Source organism: Streptomyces poriticola (genome assembly GCF_036689765.1).
GTDB lineage: Bacteria > Actinomycetota > Actinomycetes > Streptomycetales > Streptomycetaceae > Streptomyces > Streptomyces poriticola.
Window position 1 is genome coordinate 387,368 of sequence record NZ_JBAGKH010000003.1, and the last position, 24,127, is coordinate 411,494.

22 protein-coding genes and 1 pseudogene are annotated in these 24,127 nt (G+C 72.2%); 12 read left to right on the plus strand and 11 right to left on the minus strand.

Features of this window, described 5'->3' with window-relative positions:
* Window positions 1-12: 12 nt before the first annotated feature.
* Window positions 13-357 (plus strand): hypothetical protein, encoded by a 345-nt coding sequence (locus V5O46_RS06845; RefSeq protein WP_332883527.1) that lies wholly within the window; start codon window positions 13-15, stop codon window positions 355-357.
* A 40-nt stretch (window positions 358-397) separates the two neighbouring features.
* Here V5O46_RS06845 and V5O46_RS06850 read toward each other — a convergent pair whose 3' ends face one another.
* Entirely contained in the window at window positions 398-838 is a 441-nt protein-coding gene (locus V5O46_RS06850; RefSeq protein ID WP_332883528.1) for a VOC family protein, read from the minus strand.
* 104 nt (window positions 839-942) lie between these two features.
* Window positions 943-1,365, minus strand: a complete 423-nt coding sequence (locus V5O46_RS06855) for a Clp protease N-terminal domain-containing protein (RefSeq protein ID WP_332883529.1) — start codon at window positions 1,363-1,365, stop codon at window positions 943-945.
* Between the two features lie 206 nt (window positions 1,366-1,571).
* On the opposite strand from V5O46_RS06855, the gene V5O46_RS06860 reads away from it, so the two are divergent.
* Window positions 1,572-3,002, plus strand: a complete 1,431-nt coding sequence (locus V5O46_RS06860) for a cellulase family glycosylhydrolase (protein ID WP_332883530.1) — start codon at window positions 1,572-1,574, stop codon at window positions 3,000-3,002.
* 280 nt (window positions 3,003-3,282) lie between these two features.
* Here V5O46_RS06860 and V5O46_RS06865 read toward each other — a convergent pair whose 3' ends face one another.
* Together V5O46_RS06865 and V5O46_RS06870 are read right to left on the minus strand one after the other, a co-directional pair.
* Window positions 3,283-3,537 (minus strand): hypothetical protein, encoded by a 255-nt coding sequence (locus tag V5O46_RS06865; RefSeq protein ID WP_332883531.1) that lies wholly within the window; start codon window positions 3,535-3,537, stop codon window positions 3,283-3,285.
* A gap of 198 nt (window positions 3,538-3,735) precedes the next feature.
* Window positions 3,736-6,639 (minus strand): FAD-binding and (Fe-S)-binding domain-containing protein, encoded by a 2,904-nt coding sequence (locus V5O46_RS06870; RefSeq protein ID WP_332883696.1) that lies wholly within the window; start codon window positions 6,637-6,639, stop codon window positions 3,736-3,738.
* Between the two features lie 179 nt (window positions 6,640-6,818).
* Here V5O46_RS06870 and serC point away from each other — a divergent pair, with 179 nt between their 5' ends.
* Window positions 6,819-7,937, plus strand: a complete 1,119-nt coding sequence (gene serC, locus V5O46_RS06875; protein ID WP_332883532.1) for a phosphoserine transaminase — start codon at window positions 6,819-6,821, stop codon at window positions 7,935-7,937.
* A gap of 217 nt (window positions 7,938-8,154) precedes the next feature.
* Window positions 8,155-9,801 carry a D-alanyl-D-alanine carboxypeptidase/D-alanyl-D-alanine endopeptidase gene (dacB, locus tag V5O46_RS06880; protein ID WP_332883533.1) on the plus strand — a complete coding sequence of 549 codons (1,647 nt, stop codon included), beginning with the start codon at window positions 8,155-8,157 and terminating at the stop codon, window positions 9,799-9,801.
* A 79-nt stretch (window positions 9,802-9,880) separates the two neighbouring features.
* Here dacB and V5O46_RS06885 read toward each other — a convergent pair whose 3' ends face one another.
* The gene (locus V5O46_RS06885) at window positions 9,881-10,702 is read right to left on the minus strand and encodes an ABC transporter permease (protein WP_332883534.1); all 822 of its coding nucleotides are present in this window, start codon (window positions 10,700-10,702) and stop codon (window positions 9,881-9,883) included.
* Window positions 10,699-11,673 carry an ATP-binding cassette domain-containing protein gene (locus V5O46_RS06890; RefSeq protein ID WP_332883535.1) on the minus strand — a complete coding sequence of 325 codons (975 nt, stop codon included), beginning with the start codon at window positions 11,671-11,673 and terminating at the stop codon, window positions 10,699-10,701. Before V5O46_RS06890 ends, V5O46_RS06885 begins: the two co-directional genes overlap by 4 nt.
* An 87-nt stretch (window positions 11,674-11,760) precedes the next feature.
* On the opposite strand from V5O46_RS06890, the gene V5O46_RS06895 reads away from it, so the two are divergent.
* Window positions 11,761-12,597: a TetR/AcrR family transcriptional regulator gene (locus V5O46_RS06895; RefSeq protein WP_332883536.1), complete on the plus strand. Its 837-nt coding sequence runs from the start codon at window positions 11,761-11,763 to the stop codon at window positions 12,595-12,597.
* Window positions 12,598-12,628: 31 nt separating this feature from the next.
* On the plus strand, window positions 12,629-13,042 hold the full coding sequence (locus V5O46_RS06900; RefSeq protein WP_332883537.1) for a PPOX class F420-dependent oxidoreductase: 414 nt from the start codon (window positions 12,629-12,631) through the stop codon (window positions 13,040-13,042).
* Window positions 13,043-13,076: 34 nt separating this feature from the next.
* On the opposite strand, the gene V5O46_RS06905 is transcribed toward V5O46_RS06900, so the two are convergent.
* A complete protein-coding gene (locus V5O46_RS06905; protein WP_332883538.1) occupies window positions 13,077-14,066 on the minus strand; it encodes a WD40 repeat domain-containing protein in 990 nt (329 codons plus the stop codon).
* Between the two features lie 99 nt (window positions 14,067-14,165).
* Here V5O46_RS06905 and V5O46_RS06910 point away from each other — a divergent pair, with 99 nt between their 5' ends.
* The 3 genes and pseudogenes from V5O46_RS06910 (at window position 14,166) to V5O46_RS06920 (ending at window position 16,381) form a co-directional block, all read left to right on the plus strand.
* Window positions 14,166-14,858 (plus strand): GDSL-type esterase/lipase family protein, encoded by a 693-nt coding sequence (locus V5O46_RS06910; RefSeq protein ID WP_332883539.1) that lies wholly within the window; start codon window positions 14,166-14,168, stop codon window positions 14,856-14,858.
* 61 nt (window positions 14,859-14,919) lie between these two features.
* Window positions 14,920-15,300 (plus strand): annotated as a pseudogene (locus V5O46_RS06915) (Uma2 family endonuclease); the annotation flags it as partial.
* A gap of 85 nt (window positions 15,301-15,385) precedes the next feature.
* Window positions 15,386-16,381, plus strand: coding sequence for an aldo/keto reductase (locus V5O46_RS06920; RefSeq protein ID WP_332883540.1), 996 nt, complete (start codon window positions 15,386-15,388; stop codon window positions 16,379-16,381).
* Between the two features lie 173 nt (window positions 16,382-16,554).
* On the opposite strand, the gene thpR is transcribed toward V5O46_RS06920, so the two are convergent.
* From thpR to V5O46_RS06935, 3 genes are all read right to left on the minus strand, one after another.
* The gene (gene thpR, locus V5O46_RS06925; protein ID WP_332883541.1) at window positions 16,555-17,127 is read right to left on the minus strand and encodes an RNA 2',3'-cyclic phosphodiesterase; all 573 of its coding nucleotides are present in this window, start codon (window positions 17,125-17,127) and stop codon (window positions 16,555-16,557) included.
* 128 nt (window positions 17,128-17,255) lie between these two features.
* A complete protein-coding gene (locus tag V5O46_RS06930; RefSeq protein ID WP_332883542.1) occupies window positions 17,256-18,611 on the minus strand; it encodes an MFS transporter in 1,356 nt (451 codons plus the stop codon).
* 26 nt (window positions 18,612-18,637) lie between these two features.
* Window positions 18,638-19,075: a MarR family winged helix-turn-helix transcriptional regulator gene (locus tag V5O46_RS06935; protein ID WP_332883543.1), complete on the minus strand. Its 438-nt coding sequence runs from the start codon at window positions 19,073-19,075 to the stop codon at window positions 18,638-18,640.
* A gap of 156 nt (window positions 19,076-19,231) precedes the next feature.
* On the opposite strand from V5O46_RS06935, the gene V5O46_RS06940 reads away from it, so the two are divergent.
* Complete coding sequence (locus V5O46_RS06940) at window positions 19,232-19,414, plus strand: ribbon-helix-helix protein, CopG family (RefSeq protein ID WP_332883544.1); 183 nt, start codon at window positions 19,232-19,234, stop codon at window positions 19,412-19,414.
* 13 nt (window positions 19,415-19,427) lie between these two features.
* Here V5O46_RS06940 and V5O46_RS06945 read toward each other — a convergent pair whose 3' ends face one another.
* A complete protein-coding gene (locus V5O46_RS06945) occupies window positions 19,428-20,822 on the minus strand; it encodes an NCS2 family permease (protein ID WP_332883697.1) in 1,395 nt (464 codons plus the stop codon).
* A gap of 168 nt (window positions 20,823-20,990) precedes the next feature.
* Between V5O46_RS06945 and V5O46_RS06950 the strand changes: the two genes are divergently transcribed.
* On the plus strand, window positions 20,991-21,251 hold the full coding sequence (locus tag V5O46_RS06950; RefSeq protein WP_332883545.1) for a DUF2530 domain-containing protein: 261 nt from the start codon (window positions 20,991-20,993) through the stop codon (window positions 21,249-21,251).
* Between the two features lie 122 nt (window positions 21,252-21,373).
* The gene (locus V5O46_RS06955; protein ID WP_332883546.1) at window positions 21,374-23,767 is read left to right on the plus strand and encodes an HAD-IC family P-type ATPase; all 2,394 of its coding nucleotides are present in this window, start codon (window positions 21,374-21,376) and stop codon (window positions 23,765-23,767) included.
* Window positions 23,768-24,127: the final 360 nt, after the last annotated feature.

The following is a 24,127-nucleotide window of genomic DNA, read 5'->3' on the forward strand; positions in this document are numbered from 1 at the left end:
CATGATGAGGGCATGGGCAACCCGAACCTGATCAGCGGAAGTGTCTGGCGTCTCCACCACGGCACCCGGGAGATCGCCCGGCTGACCGTGACGGGCGCCGACATGCCCTGGAGCTACGCCGAAGTCGCGGCACTTCCCGGCTTCGAGGAGTTCCGTGCTCTCTTCGCCGAGCAGGAGCGGGCTGTCGAGGAGGAGGACTGGGAGCGGGCCGACGCCTGTTACACCCGGATCCGGGCGGCGCTCACGCTGACGTTCCCCGACGGCAGCCGGGTCGCCGAATTCATGCTGCACATCCACGACGACGGCACTGCCGGCTGGCGCTGGCACGACGAGCCCTTCGACGCGGAGGGCGGGTGACGCGCAGCTCGCGCACCCGCCCCGAGCAGCAGACCCGCCGTCAGCCGATCTGTTCCGCCAGGGCGACGATGATGCCCGCGGGGCCGCGCAGGTAGCAGAGGCGGAACGTGGTCTCGTACTGCGCCACCTCGCCGAGGAGTTCGGCGCCGTGGGTGCGCAGCCGGGCGACGGTGTCGTCGATGTCGTCGACGGCGAACATGACGCGATGCAGGCCGAGGGTGTTGGGCGGAGGGTTCTCCGGCCCGGCGTGGGACGCCGCGGGGGCGTGGTACTCGGTCAGCTCCAGCCTGCCGTGGCCGTCCGGGGTCCGCATCATCGCGATCTCGGTCCGGACGCCGTCGAGTCCGACGGTGCGGTCCGCGAAGATCCCTTCGATCTGCCCCCTGCCTTCCAGCTCCATGCCGAGCTCGGTGAAGAACACGACGGCCGCATCCAGGTCGTCGACGACGACGGCGACGTTGTCCATCCGCTGAACAGCCACGCCCCCGAGCATAGGTCCGGCGGAGGCGCGGAGCCACCGCCTGCGGCTCGGGGCGAGGTGCCGGTCCGGCACCAGGCCGGACGTCCGGATGAGGCGTGCCGGCCTCAGGCCCGGCCGAGTTCGGTCGCCACCGCGGCGCGCAGTTCGGCCGTGGCCACCCCGCACCCCTCCAGCAGGGCGACGCACTCCCCGTCGTTGTCGAGGATCAGCCCCAGCAGGTGGGCGGAGCTGAAGGGCTTCTCGGTGAGGCTCTGCGACAGGTGGAGGATCCTCTCCATCTCGGGCGACCAGGGAAGCTCACGGGGTCGGCCGCTGCTCGCCCCGGCCGGCCGTCGGGCGGCCAGAGCTGCCCGCACCGCGCCGTGGTCCGCGCCGGCCGCGTCCAGCAAGCCACGGGCCGGACTCCGATGGCTCGCCACGCTCAGAAGGACGTGCGTAGGCGTGACCAGCGAGTGTCCCAGTGACCGGGCCTCGGCAACCGACCCGGCCAGATCGCGAACCGCGTCCGCCGTCATCAGCTCGGGCATGCGCAGCAGTATGGGGCCACCGGCCCCTGGGCGTCCCGACGCGACGACGCGTTCCCGCCATGCTGCGGCCGCACCCCCGCCGAGCGGGCCGCCGCACGGCACGCCGCCGCGAGATTGTCGTGAACCTTGCAAAGCAGCCGGGGCCTTGGTTCCATCTCAGTTAGGAAAGTTTCCTAACTGTCGACTGTCGTCGGACGGAGACCCGTATGCGAACGGCACGTTTCCAGCTACGACCGACCGCCGCCCTGGCGGCGCTCCTCGGCGCACTCCTGCTCGCCCTGACCACGACCACCCCCGCCTCGCCTGCCGCCGCACCCGAGGTGACGCCCGCATCCGGGGTGACGGCGAGCATCACTCAGGCCTCGGTGTGGGACACCGGATACACGGCGGAGGTGACCATCACCAACGCCGGTGGGGCGAGCCTGAACGGGTGGACGATCGAGTTCGAACTCCCCGCCGGGACCACGGTCTCGACCCACTGGTCCGCCACGAGGCACCAGCAGGGCCGGCGCCACACGTTCACCGACGCCGCCTGGAACGGCCATGTCGCCGCCGGCCGGTCGGCGAGCTTCGGCTTCAACGCGGCCGGTACGGGCACGCCCGCCGACTGCACCGTCAACGGCCGCCCCTGCGCGGGCGACGGCGGCTCCCCCACGGATCCCCCCACCGACCCGCCCACCGACCCCCCGTCCGGCACCACCCCCGTCGCCGTCAACGGACAACTCAGGGTCTGCGGCACCAAGCTCTGCAACGCGCACGGCAACCCGGTCCAGCTGCGCGGCATGAGCACCCACGGCACCCAGTGGTACGCGCGGTGCCTGACCGGCGGCTCGCTCGACGCCCTTGCGGAGGACTGGAGGGCCGACGTCCTGCGCGTCTCCACCTACGTGCAGGAGGGCGGCTACGAGAGCGACCCCGCGCATTTCACCGCCCTGGCCGACTCGCTGATCCGGCAGGCCACGGAGCGGGGCATGTACGTGATCGTCGACTGGCACATGCTCGACCCCGGCGACCCGCACCACAACCTCGCGAACGCGCGGAAGTTCTTCACGGACATCGCCCAGCGCCACAAGGACAGGAACAACGTCCTGTACGAGATCGCCAACGAACCCAGCGGTGTCAGCTGGTCACGCATCAAGAGCTACGCGGAGCAGATCATCCCGGTGATCCGGAGCATCGACTCCGACGCGCCCGTCCTGGTCGGCACCCGCGCCTGGTCCTCGCTCGGCGTCTCCGAGGGCGCCGACGAGTCCGAGGTCGTCGGCAACCCCGTCAACGCCGCCAACATCATGTACACCTTCCACTTCTACGCCGACTCGCACCGCGACGAGTACCTGGCGACCCTCTCCCGCGCCGCCGACCGGATCCCGGTGTTCGTCACCGAGTTCGGCACCCAGAACTACGCCGGCGAGGGCGCGAACGACTTCGCGATGTCCCGGCGCTACCTCGACCTGATGGCAACCAAGAAGATCAGCTGGGTCAACTGGAACTTCTCCGACGACCACCGCTCCGGCGCCGTCTTCAGGACCGGCACCTGCAACAACGACGGCCCCTGGACCGGCACGTCGCCCCTGAAGCAGGCCGGCGTCTGGATCCGCGACCAGATCCGCACCCCGGACTACTTCCCGACGACCTGAGCCCCCCATCCCTCCGCCCCTGCCGTGGGGCGGAGGCGCGGGGCCCCGTCTCGCGACGTCCACGGGGCCGCCGCCCCAGCCCACCCCGCCGCATCAGGAGGCCCCGTACCGACCCCGACTGCGGTCCGTCAGCACCGGGGGAGGGGACCGGCACCGGGTCGCGCCCGCATGACCCACACGTACCCGGCCGGACCGAGTGATCCGCGAACCATCGCGTCGGCCCGCACTGCCACGATTCCGCCCTCGGTGTTCCGGCCCAGGATCCGGAGGAGGAGCCGGCTCAGCACGCTCGCGACGGCGACAGCGCCGCCGTACCCGACCAGCGCCGCGCGGCCCCGGCCCGGCCGGACCCCAGCAGTCCGGCGGGGCTCTGCACCAGCACGTGGAAGCCTGCGCAGGTCATCGGCACGGCGAGGAACAGGAGGACGGGCGCGTCCGCGGTGGGGCCGCCCGCGGGCGCCTGGTAGCCGGCGTGCAGCATCCGGAACGGCGGGACCAGGAACGTGAGCAGGAGCACCGCTCGGCTCGGATGCACGGCACCGAGGTACCGCGACGCGGAGTACGAGGACCCGACACCCCGCCCCCTGCCGGTCGGGCCGTCGCTTCTCCCGCCCATGTTCACCCTCCGACCGCCGCGGGCAGCCGAGGGTGATGTAGTCCGGAGGATGCCCGGTCCTCGCACGGCGTGGAACGTCCTGCGGTGCGCGTCGTCGCGAGCCGAACGGACAACCCGTCACCCGGGCAGGTTCCGTCGTCCCTCCTCCGGCTCCGCCACCCCGAGCCCCTCCGCCAGCACCTCCGCCAGGTGCCGGCCCCGCACCCCCGCCAGCTGGTCCAGCTGGGTGCGGCAGGAGTAGCCGTCCGCCAGGACCACCGTGCCCGCCGGGGCCTCGCGGACCGCGGGGAGCAGCTGCTCCTCGGCACAGGCCACCGAGACGTCGTAGTGGCCCCTCTCGAAGCCGAAGTTGCCGGCGAGGCCGCAGCAGCCGCCGGTCAGTTCGCCGGTGAGGCCCGCGGCGGCGCGCAGCCGGCGGTCGGCGGTGTCGCCGAGGACCGCGTGCTGGTGGCAGTGGGTCTGGCCGGTGACCGGGCGGTCCAGGGCGGGCGGGGTCCAGTCGGGGGCGTGGCGTTGCAGGGCCTCCGCGAAGGTGAGGACCCTGCGGGCCAGCCGGGCCGCGCGCGGGTCGTCGTGCAGCAGCTCGGGCAGGTCGGTGCGCAGGGCCGCGGCGCAGCTCGGTTCCAGGACGACGACCGGGGCGTCCGTCTCCAGCACCGGCGCCATCAGGTCGAGCGTGCGCCGCAGCACCGTACGGGCGCGCTCCAGTTGGCCGGTGGAGATGTACGTCAGCCCGCAGCACACCCGGCCGCGGCGGGCCGCCAGCAGGGCCAGCGGTGTGCGGGTGCGGCCGTCGGCGAGCGCGCCGCGCGGAAGACGCAGCGTCGGCGGCAGCGCCACCCGCAGCCCCGCCGCCTCCAGCACCCGTACGGCCGCCCGGCCGACGGACGGCGACAGGTGCTCGGTGAAGGTGTCGGGCCAGAGGACCACCAGGTCGTCCGTCCCGCTGCCCCGTGGCTCATCCCTCCCCCGCCTGCGCCACCACCCGCTGAACGTCTCCCCCGCCAGCCGCGGGATCCTCCGCTCCGGCGCGATGCCGCCCAGCCGTTTGGCCACGGCGGCCAGCGGGGCGAGGGACGACAGCGCGTTGAGGACGGCCGCCGCCCGCATGCGGGACGCCCAGCGCAGCCAGCGCGGCAGCCGGCCCATCGTGTAGTGGGCGGCGGGGCGGCGCCGCCCGGCGTAGTGGTGGTGCAGGAACTCCGCCTTGTACGTGGCCATGTCGACCTCGACGGGGCAGTCCGAGCGGCAGCCCTTGCAGGACAGGCACAGGTCGAGCGCGTCGCGGACCTCGGTGGACCGCCAGCCGTCGGTGACCAGTTCCCCGGCGAGCATCTCGTGCAGCAGCCGGGCCCGGCCGCGGGTGGAGTGCTCCTCCTCGCCGGTGGCCCGGAAGGACGGGCACATCACCCCCGCCCCCGACACCGACGTCGTACGGCACTTCGCGACGCCGACGCAGCGGCGGACCGCCGCCGAGAAGTCGCCGCCGTCGGACGGGTAGCCGAAGGCGACGTCCACCGGCTCGCGCGGGAGGACGGAGAAGCGGAGGCCGGCGTCGAGCGGCGCCGGGCGCACCAGCATGCCGGGGTTGAGCAGGTCGTCGGGGTCCCAGACGGCCTTGGCCCGTTCGAAGAGGGCGATCATCTCGTCCCCGTATATCCTCGGCAGCAGCTCCGCCCGCGCCTGCCCGTCGCCGTGCTCGCCGGAGAGGGAGCCGCCGTGTGCCACCACCAGCTCCGCCAGGTCCTCGGAGAAGCGGCGGAAGCGGGCGATCCCCGGCTCGGTCAGCAGGTCGAAGTCGATGCGGACGTGGATGCAGCCGTCCCCGAAGTGCCCGTACGGCGTGCCGCGCAGCCCGTGCGCGGAGAGCAGTCCGCGGAAGTCCCGCAGGTAGTCGCCGAGCCGGGCGGGCGGCACCGCGCAGTCCTCCCAACCGGGCCAGGCCTCCGAGCCGTCCGGCATCCGGGTCGCCGTGCCGGACGCGTCCTCCCGGATCCGCCACAGCGCCCGCTGCCCGGCCGGGTCCGTCACCACCCGGGCGTCGACCACGTCCGCGGCCCGCACGATCGCGTCCGCACGCGCGCGTGCCTCCGCCTCCGACTCCCCTCCCGTCTCCACGAACAGCCACGCCCCGCCGCGGGGCAGCCCGGCGGAGGACGGGACCAGGTCGGCCGCCATGCCCTCCACCGTCAGCGGGGCGTGCGGCAGCAGCCCGGCCGCGGCCCGGGCCGCGGCGCTCTCGTCGCCGTACGCCAGGATCGCGAGCGCACGCGCGCGCGGTGCCTCGACGAGCCGGACGACCGCCTCCGTCAGCACGCCCAGGGTGCCCTCGGAGCCGCAGAAGGAGCGGGCGACGTCCGCGCCGTTCTCGGGAAGCAGCGCGTCCAGGGCGTAGCCGGAGATCCGGCGGGGCAGCTCGGGGAAGCCGGTGCGCAGCCGGGCGAGGTCGCCCTCCACCAGCTCTCGCAGGCCCTGCGGCGCGCCGGCCCAGTCCCGCCCCGGCCGCAGCCGTTGCCCGCGCGCGGTGAGCACCTCCAGCTCGTGCACGCTGTCCGCCGTCGTGCCCCACGCCACCGAGTGCGAGCCGCACGAGTTGTTGCCGATCATGCCGCCGAGAGTGCACCGGCTGTGCGTGGACGGGTCGGGTCCGAAGCGCAGGCCGTGCGGTGCGGCGGCCTCCTGCAGCCGGTCCAGGACCAGCCCGGGCTGTACGACGGCGGTGCGGGACCCGGGGTCGAGGGACAGCAGCCGGTTCATGTGCCGGGTGAAGTCCAGGACGACGCCCGTGCCGGTCGCCTGCCCCGCGATCGACGTACCGCCGCCGCGCGGCACGACCGGCACGCCGTGCGCTCTGCACACCTCCAGCACCGCCGCCACGTCGTCGGCGTCGCGCGGGGCCACCACTCCGAGCGGGACCCGCCGGTAGTTGGACGCGTCCATCGTCGTCAACGCCCGTGCGGTGACGTCGAACCCGACCTCGCCGCGGACGTTCCCGCGCAGTTCGGCCTCCAGCCCCGCCATGTCTGCCATGTCCGCCATGCATCCAGGAAAGCAGCCCGCCGGGCTTCGGGCGGCCACCCGCCCCGGCGGACACACGTCCCGGCGGCCACCCGCCCCAGCCTCCTTCGACCCGGCGGACACCCGTCTCAGCCGACGGACGACGTTTCGCCCGGGTTTCCGGGAACGGCTACCCTCCTGCCGTGGCTGAGATCCAGATTCCCGCTGACATCAAGCCCGCCGACGGACGCTTCGGCGCGGGCCCCTCCAAGGTGCGGACGGAAGCGCTGGACGCGCTGGCCGCGACCGGTACGTCCCTGCTGGGCACCTCCCACCGCCAGGCCCCCGTCAAGAACCTGGTCGGCCGGGTGCGCGAGGGCGTCCGTGAGCTGTTCCGGCTCCCCGACGGCTACGAGGTGGTCCTCGGCAACGGCGGCTCCACCGCGTTCTGGGACATCGCGACCCACGGTCTGATCGAGAACAGGTCGCAGCACCTGTCGTTCGGCGAGTTCTCCTCCAAGTTCGCCAAGGCCGCGAAGCTCGCCCCGTGGCTGGCCGAGCCCGACGTCATCTCCGCCGACCCCGGCACCCACCCCGAGCCGCAGGCCGCGGCGGGCGTCGACGTCTACGCCTTCACGCACAACGAGACCTCGACCGGCGTGGCCATGCCGATCCAGCGGGTGGCCGGTGCCGACCAGGGTGCGCTGGTGCTGGTGGACGCGACCAGCGGCGCCGGTGGTCTGCCGGTCGACGTGGCCGAGACCGACGTGTACTACTTCGCCCCGCAGAAGTCCTTCGCCTCCGACGGCGGACTGTGGATCGGCGTGTTCTCCCCGGCCGCGATCGAGCGCGCCGAGCGGATCCACGCCTCCGGCCGGCACGTCCCGGAGTTCTTCTCGCTGCCGACGGCGATCGACAACTCCCGCAAGAACCAGACGTACAACACCCCGGCCCTCGCCACCCTCTTCCTCCTCGGCGAGCAGCTGGACTGGATCAACGGCCAGGGCGGCCTGGACTGGGCCGTGCGGCGCACCGCCACCTCCGCGCGGACGCTGTACGGCTGGGCCGAGGACGTGAAGTTCGCCAACCCGTTCGTCGCGGACCCGGCCAAGCGCTCTCAGGTCATCGGCACGATCGACTTCTCCGACGACATCGACGCCGCGGCCGTCGCCAAGGTGCTGCGCGCCAACGGCATCGTCGACACCGAGCCGTACCGCAAGCTCGGCCGCAACCAGCTGCGCGTCGCGATGTTCCCGGCGATCGACCCGGCGGACGTCGAGGCGCTGACCAAGTGTGTCGACCATGTGATCGAGAAGCTGTAGCAGCGCCAACCATCACTCGTACGTGTGAGAGGGCGCCCGGCGGACAGTCCGCCGGGCGCCCTCACGCGTACGGGTGGAGCTCCTCCACCCGTCCCCCAATGGTCCAATCTTCGCCCGTTTTGATCTAAAAACTTAGTGCATGACCGTTTATTACGGTTCACGCCTCTACGATGCGGCGGCGAGTGCCCGGCTCCCCAACCCGCTCAGAAGGTGAACCGTGAGATCGAAGATCCGTAACCGGTGGACACCGGCGACCGCCGCAGTGTGGTGCGCCGTCGCCGCGACCGTCGCCGCGGTCCTGCCCGCCGCGACCGCCACGGCCGCGGCCCCTCCCGCCGCCGGGGCGACCATCACCGCCACCGCGTCCGACGGCCACGATCCCGGCCGGGGCCTCGGGCCCGAGATCGCCGCGATCATGCGCAAGCCGGGTTACGAGCACGCCCGCTGGGGACTGACGGAGACCGACGCGGAGACCGGACGGGTCATCCACGACCGGGGCTCCGACAAGTTCTTCATCCCCGGGTCGGCGGAGAAGCTGTTCAGCGTCTCCGGCGCCTGGCACACCCTCGGCGGTGACCACCGCTTCACCACCCCGGTCCAGGCCCTCGGAAGCCGGCAGGGCGGCGTGCTGACCGGCAACCTCGCCCTCGTCGCCCAGGGCGACCTCACCATGGGCGGGCGCACCAAGCCCGACGGCACCGTCGACTTCACCCCCGTCGACCACACCTACGCCAACAGCCTCCCGGGCGCCACGCTCACCCCGGAGGACCCGCTCGCCGGGCTGGACAGCATCGCCCGCCAGGTGCGCCGGTCCGGCATCACCGAGGTGCGCGGTGACGTCATCATCGACGACCGGCTGTTCACACCGCCCGCGCTGGATCCCCAGCCGTACCCGCTGATCATCAACGACAACCTGATCGACCTGCTGACCACGCCGACCCGGCCGGGCCGGCCGGCCGAGCTGTCCTGGCGCCCGCAGGTCGCCCCGTACCAGGTCACCTCCACGGTCCGGACGGTCGCACCGGGCGGCACCACCGACATCGAGGTGGCCACCTCCGACGACGGCACCCGGATCACCCTGTCCGGCACCATCGCCGCCGACGCGGAGCCGGAGCTTCGGGTCTCCGACATCGAGGACCCCGCCGCCTTCGGCCGTACGGCGCTGATCGAGGCCCTCGCCCGCGCGGGCGTGGCCGTCACCGCCTCGCCCACCGGTCCCAACCCCGAGGGCGAGCTGCCCCCGTCGCCCATCGGCGGCCGGCGGGTGGCCGCCTACGTCTCACCGCCGTACGCCGAGTACGCCAAGCTGATCCTCAAGGTCAGCCACAACCTGGGCGCCAACCTGACGCTGTGCAACATGGCCACGGCCACGGGCAGCAGCGACTGCCTGGACGGCTTCCCCGTGCTCAGGTCCTTCCTGGACGGGGCCGACGTCGACACCAGTCAGATCCAGCTCGCGGACGGCCGCGGCGGTGACCCCGTCGACCGGGCCACCCCGCACGCCCTCGAGCAGATCCTGCACTACTGGTACACCACCCCGGAGGCGGACCGGTTCCGCACCTCGCTGCCGATCCTGGGCGTGGACGGCAGCCTGGCCGACTCCTGCACCGACTGCCCCGCCAGAGGCAAGGTCTTCGCCAAGCCGGGGACGGTCGTCGGGGGCGATCTGCTCAACGACCGGCTGGCGGTGGGCGGTCAGACCCTGGCCGGCTATCTGGAGGCCGCGGACGGCCGGCTGCACACCTTCTTCGTCGGCGTCAACGGCGCCTCGGCCACCGACATCCAGGACGTGCTCCGCATCTACAACGACGTCGCCATGATCGCGGCCCTGCTGCAGCAGCGGGCGGCGGACGGTCGCTCCTGACCGGCGGCGGACGGACGAGGGGCGCCCGGCGGACACCGGGCGCCCCTCGTTGCCGGACGCCTGCCGCCCCCGGCACGGCTCAGCGGCTGAGCTTCCGGAACCTGCGCACCGCCAACGGCAGGAAGACCGCCGTCAGGACCACCGGCCACACCCCGGACATCAGCAGCGCATGCTGCTCGACCCAGGAGTCGCCGCCGCCGACCGGGGTGCCGAACAGGTCACGGGTCGCCGCCGCCGTGGAGGAGATGGGGTTCCATGCGGCCACCCAGCCCAGCCAGTCGGGCATGAGCTGCGGGGCGACGAAGATGCTGGAGATCATCGTCAGCGGGAACGCGACCGCGAACAGCCCGCCGGCCGCCTCCGGGTTGGGCACCAGCATCCCCAGCCAGACCCCGATCCAGATCAGCGCGAACCGCAGCCACAGCAGCAGACCGAACGCGGCCAGGAAGCCCCAGCCGCCGTCCGGCCGCCAGCCCATGGCCATCGCGGTCAGCATCATGATGCCCAACTCGGCGCAGGCGACCACCAGATCGGTCACCCCGCGCCCGGCCACCACGGCCGAGGACGCCATCGGCATGGAGCGGAACCGGTCGATCACGCCCTTGGTGGCGTCGTACACCACCAGCGTCGCGGTGTTGATGAAGCCGAAGGCCATGGTCATCACGAACATGCCCGGCATCAGGAAGTCCTTGTAGTCGCCGCCGCCGGGCACCTTCATCGCGCTGCCGAACACATAGCCGTACAGCAGCACGGACAGGATCGGAAAGCCCAGCTGCCAGGCGATGTTGACGGGCTGGCGCCGGTAGTGCAGCAGGCCGCGGCGGACGATGTTGCCGCAGTCGGCCAGCAGCCAGAACAGCCGGCCCCGGTTGCTCGGGACGGTCAGGTCCAGGGCGCTCATGCCGCCGCCTCCTTTATCGGGGGGACCTCGGTCCGGTGTCCGGTCAGGCGCAGGAACACGTCGTCGAGGCTCGGCCTGCGCAGCCCGATGTCCTCGACCCGGACGCCCTCGTCCTGCAGCGTGCGCGCCACGTCGGTCAGGGCGGCGACCCGGTCGGTGACCGGGGCGTGGACGCGCAGCTCGGTCTCGTCGGCCTCCGGTTCGCCGTCCGAGACCCGGGCGACCACCTTCACCGCCCGCGGGATGTCCTCCCGCTCGGCGAGCACCACCTCGATCCGGTCACCGCCGACCAGGTTCTTCAGCCCGTCCGGGGTGTCGTCGGCGATGGCCCGGCCCTGGTCGATCACGGTGATCCGGGAGGCGAGCTTGTCGGCCTCCTCCAGATACTGCGTGGTCAGCAGCACCGTGGTACCGCTCGCCACCAGCGCCCGCACCGACTCCCAGACCTCACCGCGGCTGCGCGGGTCCAGGCCCGTGGTCGGCTCGTCCAGGAACAGCACGGCCGGGGCGAGGATCATCGACGCGGCCAGATCCAGGCGGCGCCGCATACCGCCGCTGTACTTGCCGACGCCCTTGTCGGCGGCGTCGGTCAGGTCGAACTGCTCCAGCAGTTCGGTGGCGCGCAGCCGCGCCCGCCTGCCGCCCAGGTGGAACAGCCGCCCGAACATCTCCAGGTTCTGCCGGCCGGTGAGCACCTCGTCCACGGCCGCGTACTGCCCGGTGAGCCCGATCCGGGCGCGCACCTCGCGCGCCTGCCGGGCCACGTCGAGTCCCGCCACCCGGGCCTGTCCGCCGTCCAGCCTGACCAGCGTGGACAGGATGCGCACCGCGGTGGTCTTCCCGGCGCCGTTCGGCCCCAGCAGGCCGTGCACGGTGCCCTCGCGGACGGTGAGATCGAAGCCGTCGAGGGCGCGTTTGTCGCCGTAGCGCTTCTCCAGGCCCTCGGCCCGGACCGCGTAACCGTCACTCATGAGTCCCCCTTCCAATAACCGGGTACAGCGTACCCGATTTCGCGTACGCCGTACCCGGTTTTTTTCCGAGGTTCTAAGCTGAGCGGTATGACAAGGGGCGAGGGCGCTGACAGGACCGGCACCGGCGGCAGCAGGACCGGCGCGGAGACCAGCGGAAGCGGGGACATCACCCGCACCCTGGAACTGCTCTGGGACCTCGGCCCCCGCCCCAGCCGCGGCCCCAAGCCCGGCCTCACCCTGGACCGGATCGTGGAAGCGGCCGTCCAGGTCGCGGACGCCGAGGGCCTGGAGGCGGTGTCGATGCGCCGCGTCGCCACCGAACTGGGCACCGGCGCCATGTCCCTGTACCGCTACGTCCCCGGCAAGGGTGAACTGCTCGACCTGATGCTCGACCGGGTCCAGCGCCCCGCCTCCGGCCCCGGCACCGCCCTCGGCGACGGCACCTGGCGCTCCGCCCTGGAGACCCTGGGCCGCGAGACCCTCGCCCTCTACCGGCGCCACCCGTGGCTGCTGCACGTCAACCAGTCCCGCCCGATGCTGGGTCCCGGCGCACTGGACGGCATGGAGAAGGTGCTGGCCCACATCAGGCCGATGGGCCTGACCGACCCCGAACTCGTCTCGGCGCTCCTGCTCGTCGACGGGTACGTCGTGGGCGCCGCACGCACCCAGATCTACCAGGAGGAGGCGGAGCGCAGGTCGGGCCTGACCACCACGGAGTTCTTCGAAGCACAGAACCCGGTGCTGGAGCGGGTGATGACCACCGGCCGCTACCCGGCCCTGATGTCCCTCTCGGAGGACACCTGGAGTCCCGAGTTCGACCACTTCGAGTTCGGCCTCCAGCGGATCCTGGACGGCCTGGAGATGTGCGTGGACCGGCGCCGGGACCAGGACACGGCGGTCCACGGCGAAGCCCGCGAGGAGTGACAAGCGGCACGGACCGTGCCTACATGGAGGTATGACCCGTCCACCCGCGAGCCTGGAGCTCACCCCCTTCGTCCAGCAGTGGGCCGTCCTGCTGACCAGCCACAAGAAGGACGGCAGCGGCGTCGGCACCCCCGTCAACATCGCCGTCGAGGGCGATCGCGCCTACTTCCGCACCCCGGGCAGGGCCTGGAAGGTCCGGCGCATCCGCAACGACCCCGGGGTGGAACTCGCCCCCGCCACCCCGGCAGGCCGGCAGGTCGGGCCGGAGATCCCTGCCCGGGCCCGGCTGCTTCCGCACGGCAGCGCCGCGGACCGGCACGCGGCGGCCCTGCTGCGCCGCAAGTACCCGGTCGTGCAGGGCGTGCTCGTGCCGCTCGCGCACAAGGCGATGCGGACCCGGACCCTGCACTACGAGGTGCGGCCCACGCGGGACGAGGAGCGCTGAGCCGCGGTCGGCACGGCGCCGGGCCGACCGCGGCTCACCGCCGCCGGAACAGCCGCCGCACCCCGAGCAGCGCCGCGCAGGCGACCACCACGGCCAGCGCCCCGACCTTCAGGCTCCTGCCGCCCAGCGCGCCGTCACCGGACTCCCCGGCATCCGACCCGCCCGCGGCCGACGCCTCCGAGCCGTCGCCACCCCCGTCCCCGCCGCCGCCCGGCGCGTCCTCGGCCTGCACCGGGCTGCCGGAGCCTTCGCTCCCGAACAGCAGCTTCGTCCCGTCGGCGGTGTACGTCACGGACTCGCCCTGCCCCTGCAGCGGTACGCTCAGCCGCCCCTTGCGCTCGATCCGCCCGTCGTCCCACGCGTACCAGATCCCGCCCAGATAGCCGCGTACGGCGAGCTGCCCGCCGTCGGGCGAGAGCGCGGCGTCGGTGGCCCACAGGTCCACGGCGGCGGTGCGCCGGAACACGTTGTCACCTGAGGCCGACAACCGGGCGGGCCCCTGGTAGAGATGCCCCCCGTCCTCCTGTTTGTCGATGATGTACACCCGCCCGCTCTCCGGGTCCACGACGAGCGACTCGGCGTCGCGCGGCCCGTCCGCGTACTTCACCACGTACTGGGTGGCCCGCACGGTCCGGTCCCGCAGCTCGGTCGGCTCGGGCAGCTCGTAGATCCACACATAGGGCCAGCGGCCGCCGAAATTGTCCCCGATGTCGCCGACGAAGAGCCGGTTGCCCGGCCCGACGGCGATCGCCTCGACATCCCGGGGCGTACCGACCCCGCTCAGGGTGATCCGGGCGAGGGTCTTCCCGGTCCTCCCGTCCACGGCGTACAGATACGGCCCGTCGTCGCTGTCGTTGTGGGTCCAGTACACGCCCGGGTGGAGACGGGAGGCGGCCAGCCCGCTGGACTCGGTGATCCGCGGGTCCTCGATCGTGAACCCCTTCTCCCCGTCGGCGGCGGAGGCGGGCACGGCCGGGGCGCCCACGAGAAGGGCAGCGGCGAGGAGGGCGAAGGGTCGGCGCATGCCCCAAGCCTGCCACTGCCGGGGCCGGTTCGTGGGAGGTGGCCGGGCTCACACCGCGGGCGGGAGGCGGGCGCGGGACCGATCGTCCATGATGATCGGATGCTCAGGCTCATGCCCGTCGGCGACTCGATGACCATCGGGAGCGCGGGTGAACACACCTGGCGCTACCGGCTGTGGCGGCACCTGTGCACGGCGTACGACGGCCCGTTCACGCTAGTCGGCCCGCGCGAGACGCTGTACGACAAGGCGGCCGACGCCCCGACGTCGTACGCGTACGCCGACGCCGACCCCCGCTTCCCGCGCGCCCACCTGGCCGGCTGGGGCGAGGGCTGGCTGCATCTGGCCCCGCTGATCGGCGGCGCGGTCCGGAAGTGCCGCGCGGACGTGCTGCTGGTCTCCCTCGGCCTGATCGACCTCGGCTTCTACACCGACGCGGAGCAGACGGCCGGCAACGTCCGGTCCTTCGTCGCGGCGGCCCGCGAGGCCGACCCGCGCATCCGGCTGGTCCTGCTGCCGGTGATCCCGAACATCCGGGCGCAGGCCGACCCGCCCTTCGCCGAGCAGGTCGCCCGCTTCAACGAACTCCTCGCGAAGGCCGCCGCCGACCTGGACGAACCCCGCTCCCCCATCCTGCTGGCGTCCCCACCGCCGTCGTACGACATCCACACCGACACCTACGACGGCACCCACCCCGGCCCGAGCGGCGAGCACAAGATCGCGGCGGCCTTCGCACAGGCCCTCCACCAGGGCTGGGACCTGGGCGCCCCGTACGACCCGGGCTCGCGCGGCTAGCCGTCGCCGACCGCCCCCACCGGCCGCCCGGCGCTCCCGCGCACACCGCCCTCCCTGTCGATCGACCGTGCGTATCGTTGTACCGCGCGGCTGTGCTCGTCCGGGAGGCAGCCGCTTCTGCCCGGACGTGGCCGTGCTCCGCGGCTCGGCGGAGAAGGACGAGGGCGGTCGCTGGCGGCACGAGGACGTCGAGTTCGTCGCCGAGGTGATCTCCAAGGGCACCGCCGCCAACGACTACGGCCCCACGAAGACCGCCTACGCGGTCGCCGAGGTGCCCCTCTACCTCATCGCCGACCCCTACCAGGGGAGGTGCCACGTCTTCACCGACCCGAAGGACGGCGACTACGCCACGGAGACCAGGGTGCACTTCGGCACCGACCTGGACCTGACCGGCACCGTCCTCGGACTCACCCTCACGACCGACCGGTTCCCCCGCGACTGAGTCCTGTCGTCCGTCCTCCGTTCGTCCCCGCCGTTCGCCCCCGCCGCTTGCCTGGAGTGCGCTCAAAGGCGTTGGCTTGAGGGCCATGGAGTACACGCAGCTCGGACGCACGGGACTCAAGGTCAGCCGGCTCGTCCTCGGGACCATGAACTTCGGTCCGCAGACCGACGAGCCGGACAGTCACGCGATCATGGACGCGGCGCTGGACGCGGGGATCAACTTCCTCGACACCGCCAACGTGTACGGCTGGGGCGAGAACAAGGGTCGCACCGAGAGCATCATCGGCAGCTGGTTCGCCCAGGGCGGCGGCCGGCGCGACAAGGTCGTCCTCGCCACCAAGATGTACGCCAGCATGGCGACGGACGGTGGACCCGCGTGGCCCAACCACGACAGGCTGTCGGCCCTCAACATCCGGCGGGCCGTGGACGCCAGCCTGAAGCGGCTGCAGACCGACCACATCGACCTGTACCAGTTCCACCACATCGACCGCGCCACCCCCTTCGAGGAGATCTGGCAGGCGATCGACGTGCTGATCCAGCAGGGCAAGGTGCTGTACGTCGGATCGTCGAACTTCCCCGGCTACAAGATCGCCCAGGCGAACGAGACCGCCGCACGGCGGGGCGGCACCATCGGGCTGATCAGCGAGCAGTGCCTGTACAACCTCGCCGAGCGGCGCGCCGAGATGGAGGTCATCCCGGCCGCGCAGGAGTACGGCCTCGGGGTCATTCCCTGGTCGCCGCTGCACGGCGGGCTGCTGGGCGGGGTCATCAGGAAGGAGAACCAGGGACGGCGCCGCGCCTCCGGCCGGTCCGCGGACGCGCTCGCCGGCACCACCGTCCGCGCACAGGTCCAGTCGTACGAGGATCTGCTCGACAAGCACGGTGTGGAGCCCGGCGAGGCCGCGCTGGCCTGGCTGCTCACCCGGCCCGGCGTGACCGGGCCGATCGTCGGGCCGCGCACCACCGAGCAGCTGGCCTCGGCCGTGCGGGCCGTCGAGCTGGAGCTGTCGCGGGAGCTGCTGGACGGGCTGGAGGAGATCTTCCCCGGGCCCGGCCCCTCCCCCGAGGCGTTCGCCTGGTAGCCGCACGGCGTCAGGGCCGGCGGTGCGGCCGGGCGGGGCCGCACCGCCGCGCCTCGGCTCGGCTCGGGCTCGGCTACCTGCCGAGCGCCGACGCCAGCGCCACCGCCACGAACATCAGCACAAGCACGCCGGCCATGATCCGGTTCCGGGTTTTCGGGTCCACGCCATCGAGCCTAACCGGCGCCGCCCAGCGGCCAGCGGGCGACCGTCTCGTAGCGGGGCTGCTCGCCCGGCGCACCGGAGGTGGGCAGGTTGCTCCGGACCAGGCACAGCTCCGGCACCGTCCAGCTGCTGCCGGTGAACCGGTCCAGGGCCTCGACGAAGGCCCGTACGCTGTGCGCCCGGCGGCTGCGGGCCACCGTGAGGTGGGCCTGGTAGCGCCGGTGCTCCCCCATCGGCACCCCGGCCCTGCGGGCCGCCGCCTCGGCGCGGTCGGCCAGCAGCCGCAGCGTGCCGACATCACCGGAGGCCCCGGCCCACAGCGCCCGGCCGTGGCCGAACTGCCCGCCGCCGGTGACCGCCAGCGGGAACGGGTCGGTACGCCGGGCCGCCCGCTCCAGCCGCTCCGACAGCCCGGGGACGAGGGCGTCGTCCACCTCGCCGTAGAAAGCGAGGGTGAAGTGCCAGCCGGGCCGCCCGGTCCAGCGCAGCCGGTCCGCTCCGGGCAGCGACCGCAGCAGATCCACTTCGGCGGCCAGCTCCCGGACCACGTCCTCGGGTGGCACCACCGCGGCGAACAGTCTCATGGGCCCCAGTGTGCCCGGCCACAGCGAGGTCAGCTTCGGCCTTCGGCGAGGACGTCGACCTGACCGGCACCCCCGTCGGCCTCGCCCCGGCCACCGGCGACTTCCCCGCGACTGACCCGGGCCCGCCCCTACGCCACCCGGGCCGGCTCCTCCCGCCGTTCCCGGGGTACGAACCGCAGCCTGGGGTGGCCGTGGTGCCAGCCGACCGACAGGCGCAGGCCGCCGACGCGGGTCAGGACGAGGGCGGTGACCACGGCGGCCGTCGCGGCGACGGAGCCGCCCACGGCGAAGCCGATCCGGGCGCCGTAGGTGTCGGTGAGCCAGCCGACGACGGGGGCGCCGACGGGGGCGCCGCCGAGGAAGACCATCATGTAGAGGGCCATCACCCGCCCCCGCATGGCCGGCTCGGTGGACATCTGGATACTGGTGTTGGCGGTGACGTTGACCGTCATGCTGAACACGCCGATCGGGACCATCAGCAGGGCGAACAGCCACAGGTGGGGGGCGGTCGAGGCGATGATCTCCAGCAGGCCGAAGCCCAGCGCCGCCGCGATCAGCACCCGGAGGCGGGCCGTGCCGCGGCGGGCGGCGAGCAGCGCACCGGCCAGCGAGCCGGCCGCCATCAGGGTGTTGAAGAGACTGTACTCACCGGCTCCGGCATGGAAGACGTCGTCCGCGAAGGCGGTCAGGAAGACCGGGAAGTTGAAGCCGAAGGTGCCGATGAACCCGACCAGCGCGAGGGTGCCCATCAGCTCGGGGCGGCCGGCGACATAGCGCAGGCCCTCGCGGAGCTGGCCCTTGCCGCGCGGGGCGCGCTCGACGGCGTGCAGGTCGCGGGTGCGCATCAGCAGCAGACCGGCGAGGGGGGCGACGAAGGACAGGCCGTTGAAGAGGAACGCCCAGCCGGTGCCCATACCGGTGATCATCAGTCCGGCGACGGCGGGGCCGACCAGACGGGCGGACTGGAAGTTGGCCGAGTTCAGACTGACCGCGTTCTGCAGCTGGTCGCGGCGGACCAGCTCGGAGACGAAGGACTGCCGGGCGGGGTTGTCGACGACGGTGGCCAGGCCCATCGCGAGGGAGGCGAGATAGACGTGCCAGACCTGGACCTGGTCGGTGAGGGTGAGGACGGCGAGGAAGAGCGCGCTCAGGGCCATCGCCGACTGGGTGACCAGCAGGGTGGGGCGCTTGGGCAGGCGGTCGACGAGGACACCGCCGTACAGGCCGAGGAGCAGCATCGGCAGGAACTGCAGGGCCATGGTGAAGCCGACGGCGGCGGAGGAGCCGGTGAGGCTGAGCACCAGCCAGTCCTGGGCGATGCGCTGCATCCAGGTGCCGATGTTCGAGACGACCTGGCCGAGGAAGAACAGGCGGTAGTTCCTGTTCTTCAGGGAGGCGAACATCGAGGTCCTGCGGGTGGCGGGGGCGGGGGTGTCGGGGGTGTGCGGTGCGGGGGCGGAAGCTGCTCCGGGTCCCGTACTCAAAAGGGTTCGCCTCCTCGGGTGCCGGCTTACAGGTGGGCGAGCTTCTCCAGCACGGGGGCGGCTGCGCGCAGTTTCGCCCACTCGTCCTCGTCGAGCTCCTCGACCAGCGAGGCCAGGAACGCGTTCCGCTTGCGGCGGCTCTGCTCGAGCATCACCACGGCCTGCTCGGTCTGCGTCACGACCTTCTGCCGCCGGTCCTCGGGGTGCGGCTCCAGCCGGACCAGGCCCTTGGCCTCCAGCAGCGCCACGATGCGGGTCATCGACGGCGGCTGGACGTGCTCCTTGCGGGCGAGCTCGCCCGGGGTCGCGCTGCCGAAGTTGGCGAGGGTGCCGAGCACCGACATCTCGGTGGGGCTGAGCGACTCGTCGACCCGCTGGTGCTTGAGCCGTCGGGACAGCCGCATCACGGCGGAGCGGAGGGCGTTCACGGCGGCAGCGTCGTCGCCATGGCTGAGGTCCGGCATCTCCTTAGAGTAACTCATTAGTCTTACGAAGGACCACCCGAATAAGGCACTTCCTTGCCCGGAAACCCGCCCACAGAACCCGGAGATCACCCTTACGAGTGAGTCATTTCCGGAAACCGGAGCATCACCCGCACTCGCGAGGTGACCCTCGTGTCCATGGGGACCAGCGTGCTCAGCCTGCGGATAGACGGGGAGCTGCTCGAGCGGCTCCGGCACCACGCGGCGAAAAGAGGAATGAGCGTCCAGGACTATGTCGTCCGGACGCTCGTCCGGAACGACTTCGACGAGCGGTTCCGGTCAGCCGTCGAGGAGACCGAGCGGTTCTACGGGGTCGGCTGACGACGCCCGTCGCTCAGGCCAGCCCCAGGGCCGGCATCAGGTAGTAGAAGGCGAACACCGCCGACACCGCGTACATCGCCACCGGCACCTCCCGGCCCCGCCCGGCCGCCAGGCGCAGCACGGTGAAGGCGATGAAGCCCATGCCGATGCCGTTGGTGATCGAGTACGTGAACGGCATCATCAGCATCGTCACGAACGCCGGTATGGCGAGCGTGTAGTCCGACCAGTCGATCTCCTTGACCGCATGGGACAGGATCAGGAAGCCGACCGCGACCAGCGCCGGGGTGGCCGCCTGGGACGGGACCATGGTGGCGATCGGGGTGAGGAAGAGGGCCAGGGCGAACAGTGAGCCGGTGACGACGTTGGCCAGGCCGGTCCGGGCGCCCTCGCCGACGCCGGCCGTGGACTCCACGAAGCAGGTGGTGGCCGAGGACGAGCTGGCGCCGCCCGCGGCGACCGCGACACCGTCGACGAAGAGCACCCTGTTGATGCCGGGCATCTGCCCCTGGGCGTCCGTCAGCTTGGCCTCGTCGCTGACACCCATGATCGTGCCCATGGCGTCGAAGAACACCGACAGCAGGACGGTGAAGACGAACAGCACGCCGGTGAGCACGCCGACCTTCCCGAAGCCGCCGAACAGGCTGACCTCGCCCACCAGGGAGAAGTCGGGAGCGGCGACCGGACTGCCGGGCCACTCGGGCGTGGTCAGCCCCCAGGACGGCACCTCGGCCACGGCGTTGACGATCACCGCGACGACCGTCATCACGACGATCGAGATAAGGATCGCGCCGGGCGCCCTGCGCACCAGCAGCGCCAGCGTCAGCAGCACCCCGAGCACGAAGACCAGGACCGGCCAGCCGTCGAGGTGCCCGTCCGCGCCGAGCTGGAGCGGGACGGTGGTCCGGGCGGCGTCCGGGATCCGGGAGACGAAACCGGAGTCGACCAGACCGATCAGCATGATGAACAGGCCGATACCGATGGCGATCGCCTTGCGCAGGCTGTACGGCACGGCGTTCATGACGCGCTCGCGCAGGCCGGTGGCGACCAGCAGCATCACCACGAAGCCGGCCAGCACCACCATGCCCATCGCGTCCGGCCAGGACATCCGGGGCGCGAGCTGCAGCGCGACGACCGAGTTCACCCCGAGACCGGCGGCCAGCGCGATCGGCACGTTGCCGATCACCCCCATCAGCAGCGTGCTGAACGCCGCCGTCAGGACCGTCGCGGTGACCAGCTGCCCGTTGTCGAGCTGGTTGCCGTACATGTCCCTCGCGCTGCCGAGGATGATCGGGTTCAGCACGATGATGTAGGCCATCGCGAAGAAGGTGGCGAAGCCGCCGCGGATCTCGCGCGGAATGCTGCTGCCGCGTTCGGAGATCTTGAAATAGCGGTCCAGGGCGCCGGGCATGGAAGTCCTCGTCACCAAGGCTCCCCCGCGATCCCTTGGCGTTTTCTACGAACAGAAATGGTCAGAGACAAACGGATTCAGTATGAACATATAAGGGAGAGAACACCATCTCCGCGCGTAGATCCGTGTGCCGAAGGGACGCGCGGCACCGCCTCGTAAGCTGTGGCCATGGCGAAGTGGACCCCAACGCACGAGGCGCCGGAGCCCCTGGAGGGGCCCGTGGTCGCCACCATCACCGGCGGCACCGTCCTGTGGTTCGTCCTCTTCCTGGTGCAGCTGCCCTTCTACGGCTGGTTCGACGACCGCGGGCTCACCTGGTGGCCGTGGACCTGCCTGGCGGGCGGCGGACTCGGCCTGATCGGCATCTGGTACGTCCGCCGGCGCGACGCGGCGATCAAGCGCTCCCGCGAGGGGGCGGGCCGCCCGTAGTCCTTCCGTCGGGCGGGGCGTGGTACCCGGGCAGCACACCCGCGCCCCAGCCGTCGTCCCGTGGTCGGATCTTCCGCCGGTCCGGCGGGTGAACCCCCTTGTCCGCACGTACCGTCGAAGGCATGACGCACCTCGACGCGGGCGCCGAACTCGACCCCCACCGGCCCGGATCCGTCCCCTCCCCCGCCACCGGGCTGACCTCCGCGCAGGTCGCCGAGCGGATCGCCCGCGGACAGGTCAACGACGTCCCGGTGCGGAGCAGCCGGTCGATGACCGACATCGTCCGCGCCAACGTCCTCACCCGGTTCAACGCGATCATCGGCGTGCTCTGGGTGATCATGCTGATCGTGGCGCCGATCCAGGACAGCCTGTTCGGCTTCGTGATCCTCGCCAACACCGGCATCGGCATCGTCCAGGAGTGGCGGGCGAAGAAGACCCTCGACTCGCTCGCCCTGATCGGCGAGGTGCGGCCGACAGTGCGGCGGGACGGAGCCGCCGCCGAGGTCGGCACCGCCGAGATCGTGCTGGACGACGTGCTGGAGATCGGGCCCGGCGACAAGGTGGTCGTGGACGGGGTGTGCGTCGAGACGGACGGGCTGGAGATCGACGAGTCCCTGCTGACCGGCGAGGCCGACCCGGTGGTGAAGCGGCCCGGCGACCAGGTGATGTCCGGCAGCTTCGTGGTGGCCGGCGGCGGCGCCTTCCGGGCCGTCAAGGTGGGGCGCGAGGCCTACGCCGCCCAGCTCGCCGAGGAGGCGTCCCGGTTCACGCTGGTCCACTCCGAGCTGCGCTCCGGCATCTCCACCATCCTCAAGTACGTCACCTGGATGATGGTCCCCACCGCGATCGGCCTGATCATCAGCCAGCTCGTGGTCAAGGACAACGAGCTGAAGGACTCCGTCGCCCGCACCGTGGGCGGCATCGTCCCCATGGTCCCGGAGGGCCTGGTGCTGCTCACCTCCGTCGCCTTCGCCATCGGCGTCATCCGGCTGGGCCGCAAGCAGTGCCTGGTGCAGGAGCTGCCCGCCATCGAAGGCCTCGCCCGCGTCGACACCGTGTGCCTGGACAAGACCGGCACCCTGACCGAGGGCGGCATGGACGTCACGGAGCTGCGCATGCTGGACGGCGCGCAGGAGACGTACGTACGGCGGGTGCTCGGCGCGCTCGGCGAGTCCGACCCGCGCCCCAACGCCTCACTGCAGGCCATCATCGAGGCCTACCCGGACGCCGCCGACTGGCACTGCACCGACGCCCTGCCCTTCTCCTCCGCCCGCAAGTACAGCGGCGCCGCCTTCCGCGAGGGCGACGGCGACGCCAGCACCTGGTTGCTGGGGGCGCCGGACGTGCTGCTGGCCGACGACGACCCCGCCCTCGCCGAGACCGGGCGGCTCAACGAGCAGGGGCTGAGGGTGCTGCTGCTGGCCCGGGTCACCCGTTCACTGGACGACCCGCACGTCGCGCAGGACGCCGAGCCCGCCGCCCTGGTGGTGCTGGAGCAGCGGCTGCGGCCCGACGCCGCCGACACTCTGCGCTACTTCGCCGACCAGGCCGTCGACGCCAAGGTCATCTCCGGCGACAACGCCGTGTCGGTCGGCGCGGTGGCCGCCAAGCTCGGGCTGAGCGGCAGCACGGTCGACGCGCGCCGGCTGCCCGCGGAGCGGGACGACATGGCCGCGGCGCTGGACGAGGGCACCGTGTTCGGGCGGGTCACCCCGCAGCAGAAGCGGGACATGGTCGGCGCCCTGCAGTCCGGCGGGCACACCGTCGCGATGACCGGTGACGGCGTCAACGACGTCCTCGCGCTGAAGGACGCCGACATCGGTGTCGCGATGGGCACCGGTTCGGAGGCGACCCGGGCGGTGGCACAGATCGTGCTGCTCAACAACAGCTTCGCGACGCTGCCGTCCGTCGTGGCCGAGGGCCGCCGCGTCATCGGGAACATCACCCGCGTCGCCACGCTGTTCCTGGTCAAGACGGTCTACTCGGTGCTGCTGGCGATCCTGGTGGTGTGCTGGCAGGTGGAGTACCCCTTCCTGCCCCGTCATCTGACCCTGCTGTCCACGCTGACCATCGGCGTCCCGGCCTTCTTCCTCGCCCTCGCCCCCAACAAGGAGCGGGCCCGGCCCCACTTCGTACAGCGCGTGATGCGGTACGCGATCCCCGGCGGGGCGGTCGCGGCGACGGCGACGTTCGTGACGTATCTGGTGGCGCGCAGCCACTACAGCGGGACCGGTGCGCTGGACGCGGAGACCAGCGTGGCGACGATGACGCTGTTCCTGATCTCCCTGTGGGTGCTGGCGATCATCGCCCGCCCCTACACCTGGTGGCGGATCGCGCTGGTCGCGACGATGGGGGCGGGCTTCCTGCTGGTGCTGGTGGTGCCGTGGCTGCAGGACTTCTTCGCGCTGAAGCTGGTCGGGATGACGATGCCGTGGATCGGCGTCGGCATCGCGGTCGCCGCGGCGGCCTCGCTGGAGATCGTGTGGCGGTTCGTGGGCCGCCGGTACCCGGTGTAGCGCCACCGGGCTTCCGGTGCCGCGGCACCGGAAGCCCGTGCCGCACCCGGACCCCCGATACCGCAGGCCGGACCCTGGTACCACGCCCCGCCCCCGGACCTCGATGCCACAGGCCCGACCCCCGAACACCGTGAGCCGGACCCCCGAACACCGTGAGCCGGACCCCCGGTGCCGTGGACCGGCTCCCCGACGCCACAGACCCGGACTACCGGCACCGCGAACCCGACCACCGGCACCCCCGCCGAATCCCCGGTGCCGCAGCCAGGACCTCCGATACCCGTGCCGGATCCCCTGTGGCGCGGCCCGGATCCCCGGTGTCGTGGGGCGGGACGTCGGTGTGGGGGTGGGTCGGGCTCCGGC